Consider the following 3,222-nt stretch of genomic DNA (forward strand, 5'->3'; position numbering starts at 1 on the left):
AGAACAATTTCATCATCGCTCAAAAGCGACTTTATCATCATAACAAGTTATTAACTCGAAGTCAACAACTTTTTTGTTTTTCTTTCATCGTCTCGCTGACGACTTTTCCTATATTACAGGAGATTAATAGATTGGTCAATACTTTTTCAAAAAAAAATAAAAACGATTTATTTTCTCTTATATTTCAAGCTTAGAACAGCTTCCATTGAAGCTGTTTTTTTAAGACTTGTCCCTAATATGACAATGACCACCGAATAATCAATAATGTCTCACGAGGGGTTATACTTATACTTCAAAAGCTGGGAATGGGAGCTGCCAGCCAGGATCATTGAACAAGACAGCGATTCTCCTCTGGATACCGCCAAAAGAGAAATCAAAGAAGAAACTGGCTTTTTATCTGAGCATTGGCTGGTTCTAGGAAACTTCTAACCGTTCCAGTGCTCAAACAGTGAGCTGCAGCAATATCCTTGAGTGCTTCTTCTGTTGAACCGTAAGCAAGATAATAAAGTTCCTTTACAGAAGTAACTCCTGCAGGATGTTCCACTATTCCACCCCATGTATTAGTTTGATAGTCTAATTTCATGCTCCTTGACGCTTGGAAACTAGTTTATAACCAAGATGCTCCAGAGGTTATTCAAAAGTATTTTTGATTTAGGAACAAAATATGACCATTAGGATATATGGATATCTGAATGTAATTGTCGAAAACCAGTTAAGTATTTTCTCAAAAAAAGACATTATTCCCCAGAAAATGATTCTATATTTTATTTTTTTAAAAAATATGACATGTAGCATAAACCGAGGGAAAATTCTGAGGAGGATTGCATTGCCTCGCCCTTCCCTTCCATCGGCAAATTCACAGTGAGCCAGGCACCGCCCAACTATTATCCCGCATATGATGCCATTTTAGACCGGAGTCAAATCCATGACCGTGAAACTGACTTTTACCATGACCATAACCATGGTGATTGAAATACTTTTAATTAAGCTTTAATTTCATTTTTAATAGTTTGAATGATTTATATGATGCTGATCTTCGGGTTGCTCATGACTGCCCTATAAGGACAAAATCATCTTTACTCAAACGATTTCTGCCTCATGGCGGGCACTTGGATAGGGCGAATTAAATTACCACAAAAACCAGTAAAATAAACACCAAAAGATTAAAAAACTCCAAAATGGATATAGATGTACCATATACCATAAGGAGTGATTTTTTTGTCTGGTGAACGCCATTATATTGTAATAGAAAAACAATCAAATAAAGCGGCCAAAGTGTCCATTTCTCTTGCAATCATTGGATTTGTTTTGAGCCTGATACCCATCCTTGGCTGGATCCTTCTCCCTGTGTGGATTATGGCGATTTTATTCGGTATAGTAGGTCTTTTTAATTCATACAGGCGCGGACTGGCCATATCCGGAATCCTAATTGGTCTTTTTACATTTATGTATAAGGCACTAATCCTTCAAGCCATATTCGGCGGATAGATCACACCAAAAAGCAGATATCCATTTGGATATCTGCTTTTTCGTTTCGTAACGCCCAATATACTAAATCCAACAATTTCCCCGTTCAACATAACCAATTAATCGATTGAGTTTTGAGGGAATCTTGTTAGTCTAGAAAATAAAAAAAGACTCCGCAGGTAGGACTCGAACCTACGACCGATCGGTTAACAGCCGATAGCTCTACCACTGAGCTACTGCGGAATAAAACTTATGGTGGGCCTAAATGGACTCGAACCATCGACCTCACGCTTATCAGGCGTGCGCTCTAACCAGCTGAGCTATAGGCCCATAAATAATGGAGCGGGTGATGAGAATCGAACTCACAACATCAGCTTGGAAGGCTGAGGTTTTACCACTAAACTACACCCGCACTATTGAATAATTGGAGGCAGCAACCGGATTTGAACCGGTGATAAAGGTTTTGCAGACCTCTGCCTTACCACTTGGCTATGCTGCCTTAATTTGGCTGGGCTAGCTGGATTCGAACCAACGCATGTCGCAGTCAAAGTGCGATGCCTTACCGCTTGGCTATAGCCCAATATTATGAATGTAATGGGGCGACTGATGGGAATCGAACCCACGAATGTCGGAACCACAATCCGATGCGTTAACCACTTCGCCACAATCGCCATAATTCCAAGTATTTTAAATCAATGGTGGAGGGGGACGGATTCGAACCGCCGAACCCCGAGGGAGCGGATTTACAGTCCGCCGCGTTTAGCCACTTCGCTACCCCTCCACATATAAAAACATCTAGTAGATGGTGGCTCAGGACGGAATCGAACCGCCGACACAAGGATTTTCAGTCCTTTGCTCTACCGACTGAGCTACTGAGCCATATTATGATTGTTTCCTTAACTTTGAAGATGGTCGTACCTTCGTCCCCATCTCAGAAAGCTTACTCAAGCAGCAGCTCGATGGGTACGCTGATGCTTATTCACTGTAGCTTATTCGGGCGTGCTCTACCGACTGAGCTACTGAGCCATACAAAAAAAATCTATATCAACAGCAGCGTTCGCTACTGGGATGAAAATGGCGGTCTGGACGGGACTCGAACCCGCGACCTCCTGCGTGACAGGCAGGCATTCTAACCAACTGAACTACCAGACCATATTGCGGGGACAGGATTTGAACCTGCGACCTTCGGGTTATGAGCCCGACGAGCTACCGGACTGCTCCACCCCGCGACGATAAATAAGTTATAAACCATAAAATATTATGGCGGAGGAAGAGGGATTCGAACCCCCGCGCGGTTTAACCCGCCTGTCGGTTTTCAAGACCGATCCCTTCAGCCGGACTTGGGTATTCCTCCGTAAAGATATGGTAGCGGCGGAGGGGATCGAACCCCCGACCTTACGGGTATGAACCGTACGCTCTAGCCAGCTGAGCTACACCGCCATTATCAATATAAAAAATGGAGCCTAGCGGGATCGAACCGCTGACCTCCTGCGTGCAAAGCAGGCGCTCTCCCAGCTGAGCTAAGGCCCCATGTTGTTATTGTAAAAAAACTTTCGACTGGTCGGGAAGACAGGATTCGAACCTGCGACCCCTTGGTCCCAAACCAAGTGCTCTACCAAGCTGAGCTACTTCCCGTATTTTTAATGGCGCGCCCGAAAGGAGTCGAACCCATAACCTTTTGATCCGTAGTCAAACGCTCTATCCAATTGAGCTACGGGCGCATTATAAAAATAAATGGTGCCGAGGACCGGAATC

At 43.5% G+C, this 3,222-nt stretch carries 3 protein-coding genes and 15 tRNA genes; 2 read left to right on the forward strand and 16 right to left on the reverse strand.

From position 1 onward, the window contains the following. Positions 1–264 precede the first annotated feature (264 nt). Positions 265–429: an NUDIX domain-containing protein gene (locus ACIFOT_RS31895; RefSeq protein WP_430072911.1), complete on the forward strand. Its 165-nt coding sequence runs from the start codon at positions 265–267 to the stop codon at positions 427–429. Here the strand turns inward: ACIFOT_RS31895 and ACIFOT_RS31900 are convergent. After that, positions 374–583: a hypothetical protein gene (locus tag ACIFOT_RS31900; RefSeq protein ID WP_430072917.1), complete on the reverse strand. Its 210-nt coding sequence runs from the start codon at positions 581–583 to the stop codon at positions 374–376. The genes ACIFOT_RS31895 and ACIFOT_RS31900 overlap by 56 nt on opposite strands. Positions 584–1,218: 635 nt before the next feature. On the opposite strand from ACIFOT_RS31900, the gene ACIFOT_RS31905 reads away from it, so the two are divergent. Then, complete coding sequence (locus ACIFOT_RS31905; RefSeq protein ID WP_430072914.1) at positions 1,219–1,488, forward strand: hypothetical protein; 270 nt, start codon at positions 1,219–1,221, stop codon at positions 1,486–1,488. A gap of 150 nt (positions 1,489–1,638) precedes the next feature. Here ACIFOT_RS31905 and ACIFOT_RS31910 read toward each other — a convergent pair. The 15 genes from ACIFOT_RS31910 to ACIFOT_RS31980 form a co-directional block, all read right to left on the reverse strand. After that, a tRNA-Asn gene (locus tag ACIFOT_RS31910) sits at positions 1,639–1,710 on the reverse strand. Between the two features lie 10 nt (positions 1,711–1,720). Beyond that, positions 1,721–1,797 (reverse strand) — tRNA-Ile (locus tag ACIFOT_RS31915). Positions 1,798–1,805: 8 nt separating this feature from the next. Further along, positions 1,806–1,879 (reverse strand) — tRNA-Gly (locus ACIFOT_RS31920). A gap of 13 nt (positions 1,880–1,892) precedes the next feature. Continuing rightward, positions 1,893–1,966: transfer RNA gene (locus ACIFOT_RS31925), tRNA-Cys, on the reverse strand. A gap of 6 nt (positions 1,967–1,972) precedes the next feature. Further along, positions 1,973–2,047: transfer RNA gene (locus ACIFOT_RS31930), tRNA-Gln, on the reverse strand. Between the two features lie 15 nt (positions 2,048–2,062). Next, positions 2,063–2,138 (reverse strand) — tRNA-His (locus tag ACIFOT_RS31935). Between the two features lie 25 nt (positions 2,139–2,163). Continuing rightward, positions 2,164–2,248 (reverse strand) — tRNA-Tyr (locus tag ACIFOT_RS31940). Positions 2,249–2,270: 22 nt separating this feature from the next. Next, a tRNA-Phe gene (locus ACIFOT_RS31945) sits at positions 2,271–2,346 on the reverse strand. A gap of 196 nt (positions 2,347–2,542) precedes the next feature. Then, positions 2,543–2,619 (reverse strand) — tRNA-Asp (locus tag ACIFOT_RS31950). A gap of 3 nt (positions 2,620–2,622) precedes the next feature. Then, positions 2,623–2,696 (reverse strand) — tRNA-Met (locus ACIFOT_RS31955). 32 nt (positions 2,697–2,728) lie between these two features. Beyond that, positions 2,729–2,821: transfer RNA gene (locus tag ACIFOT_RS31960), tRNA-Ser, on the reverse strand. 9 nt (positions 2,822–2,830) lie between these two features. Further along, positions 2,831–2,907: transfer RNA gene (locus ACIFOT_RS31965), tRNA-Met, on the reverse strand. Positions 2,908–2,924: 17 nt separating this feature from the next. Continuing rightward, positions 2,925–2,997: transfer RNA gene (locus tag ACIFOT_RS31970), tRNA-Ala, on the reverse strand. A 28-nt stretch (positions 2,998–3,025) separates the two neighbouring features. Next, positions 3,026–3,102, reverse strand: a tRNA-Pro gene (locus ACIFOT_RS31975). Positions 3,103–3,111: 9 nt separating this feature from the next. Then, positions 3,112–3,188: transfer RNA gene (locus ACIFOT_RS31980), tRNA-Arg, on the reverse strand. Between the last annotated feature and the right edge of the window lie 34 nt (positions 3,189–3,222).

Source organism: Neobacillus sp. NRS-1170 (genome assembly GCF_050468025.1).